General features: G+C 75.9%; 2 protein-coding genes. Both read right to left on the bottom strand.

All coding sequences use genetic code 11. From position 1 onward, the window contains the following. The coding region (locus tag P1P70_RS42960) for an FtsX-like permease family protein (protein WP_319247689.1) at positions 1–2,125 on the bottom strand (2,125 nt) is incomplete at its 3' end. Next, a partial coding sequence (locus tag P1P70_RS42965; RefSeq protein WP_319247691.1) for an ABC transporter ATP-binding protein occupies positions 2,119–2,859 on the bottom strand: 741 nt, incomplete at its 5' end. The genes P1P70_RS42965 and P1P70_RS42960, both read right to left, overlap by 7 nt.

Here is a 2,859-nt window from a genome sequence, read left to right on the forward strand (position 1 = left end):
GCGCCGACAACATTCCCAACGCCCCCGCCACCCCGGCGAGGTTCACGGCCGTGACCGCGGCCCCCAGCAGTACGCCCACCGCGACCGCCACCAGCGCCTCACCCACCACGACGACCCGCACCTGACCCCGCGTCGCCCCGGCCAGCCGCAGTGACCGCAGCTCCGCGCCCCGCCCCGACGTGGCCATCAGCAACGTCCCGGCCAGCGAGATCCCCGCGTACACGAGCGCGATCCCCAGCACCACGAGAAACCCGAGCCGGGTGTGCGCCTTGGTGCCGGGCCGGTTCGCGTCGAGCCACTCCTCGGCCGTCCGCACCGTCCAGCCGGCCCGCTCCGACCGCGCCCCTTCGAGCGCCGCAGCCACCCCCGCCCGCTCCACCTCGCCCCCGCGCGGAGCGACCCGCACGTCGACCCGGTCCACCATCGCTCCACCCGCGTTCGCGGCCGTCACGTACGCCCCGTTGTCCCCGGTGCCCTCCGCGAGCACCGCCGCGATCCGCAGCCGTACCGGCCGCCCGTCCCCGAGCCACACCCGCACGCTCTGCCCGACCTCGTGCCGCTCCCACTCCTCGTTCACGACGATCGACCGGTCGTCGAGATCCCGCACGTCCCCGGCGACCACCGGCAACCGCGACACCGTCGCGAGGTCCGCCGCGTCCGTCACCGCCTGCGCCTCGGACCGCACCAACGCGGTCCCCTCCTCCACGACGTACACGGCGGTGGAAGCCGACCCGACCACCGTCGCCCCGCCCCCGACGGCACCCCGCACCGCCTCGTCCCGCAGCCCCGGGCCCCCGTCACCCGTGATGACGAAGTCCGCCCCGGTCCGCGCCTCCGCCTCCACGCCCTTCGCGCCGGCCACCGTCCCGGCGGCCCCCAGCAGCGACCCGGCCAGCGCGACGGTCACGAGCACCGGAGCGGCGACGGCCGCGGTGCGGCGTACGGACGTGGCCGCGTTCTCCCGGATCAGCAGCCCGGCGGCCCCGGGCAGCACCGCACCCACCAGCCGGACGACCGGCCGCACGAGCAGCGGCGCGAGCGCGGCCACCGCCGTGATCAGCAGCATCGGCTGGGTCGTGTACGTCTTCCGCTTCAGCAGCTCGGCGGGGTCCGTCCCCACCTTCCAGGCCAGCAGCCCCAGTCCACCCACCAGCAGAAGCGAACCGATCACCCGGCGGGACGGCGGCAGCACCCCCGTGTCCACGGACGCGTCGCGCAACGCCTCCACGGGCCCGATCCGCCCGGCCCGCCGCGCCGCCACCCAGGCCCCCGCGAGGGCCACCGAAACCCCCGTCCAGAAGGCCAGGTGATACGGCCACACCACCGTGCCCGGCACCGCGAACCACGTCGGCGCGACCCCACCGTCCACCAACTCCCGTACGAGCAGCGGCGCCCCCCACGCCCCCAGCGCACACCCGGCGCCGGACGCCACGAGCCCCACCGCCACGGCCTCGCCGAGCAGCATCCGCCGTACCTGACCCGCGGTCGCGCCCGCCATCCGCAGCAGCCCGAACTCCCGTCTGCGCAGCGCCACCACGAACGCGAACGTGGACGCCGTCACGAACACCGACACGAACGCGGCGACCCCGCCGGCCGTCCCCAGCAGCGAGTTCACGGCGACCAGCGCCTGGGCGTCCCGCTCGTGGGACGGATCCACCTGCCGCCGGGCGTCACCGGTCAGCACCCGCGCCCGCTCCCCGACGACCGCCCGCACCTCGGCCACGGGCGCGTCCACCCCGACCGCGTCGACGCCGGCCGAGTCGACGCCGGCCGCGTCCGCTGCGACGGCGTCGCCCCCGGTCGCGTCCGCCCCGCCGGTGCCCGTCGTCACCGGCCCCAGCTTCCGCAACTCCGTCAGCAACCGTTTGTCCACAGGGTGTGGATGGGCCAGCTCCTGCGACACCCGGGCCGTGCCCGGCCCCCGCCGCACCTCCACCGTGAGTCTGTCCAGGCCCGCCACCACGACGGGGGAGGAGCCGAAACGCTCCGGCGCACGCGCGGGCGGATCAAGTGACGCCGCGAGCCCCAGCCCCATGGCCGTCAGCACCCCGACCCCCACCATCACGGCGACGAACGACCCGAGCAACGCGGCCCACCGCGTACGCAACGACGACAGAGTCAGCACGTCACACCTCCGAAGGTGCCGCCGTCCGCCACCCGCTCCAGCCCCGCCATACGCGCGGCCACCGCCTCGACCGACGGCCGGACCAGTTCCCCGCTCACCCGCCCGTCGACCAGGAACACCACCCGGTCCGCGTACGACGCGGCCACCGGGTCATGGGTGACCATGACCGTGGTCTGCCCCTCCCGGTCCACCAACTCCCGCAACAGGCGCAGCACTTCACGGCTGGTCGTGGTGTCCAGCGCCCCGGTGGGCTCGTCCCCGAAGAGCACGGCGGGGCGGGTGATCAGCGCGCGCGCCAGGGCGACCCGCTGCTGCTGTCCGCCGGACAACTGCGCGGGGCGGTGTCCGGCCCGCTCGGCCAGCCCCACCCGGGCCAGCGCCTCGCGCACCGAACCCCGCGAGGGGCGCCGCCCGGCGAGCCGCAACGGCAGGGCGACGTTCTGCGCGGCGGTCAGGGAGGGGAGGAGGTTGAAGGCCTGGAAGACGAAACCGATCCGGTCCCGGCGCAGCAGGGTCAGCCGCCGCTCGCTCAGCCCGGCCAGCTCCACACCGTCGACCCGGACCGTTCCGCCCGACGGCCGGTCGAGCCCCGCCGCGCACTGCAACAGCGTCGACTTCCCCGACCCCGACGGCCCCATCACCGCGGTGAAGGTCCCCGCCCCGAAGTCCAGATCCACCCCGTCGAGGGCGACGACCTCCCCGTAGGCCCGCCGCAGCCCCCGTACGCGTACGGC

Source organism: Streptomyces sp. MB09-02B, assembly GCF_033794485.1.
Classification (GTDB): domain Bacteria; phylum Actinomycetota; class Actinomycetes; order Streptomycetales; family Streptomycetaceae; genus Streptomyces.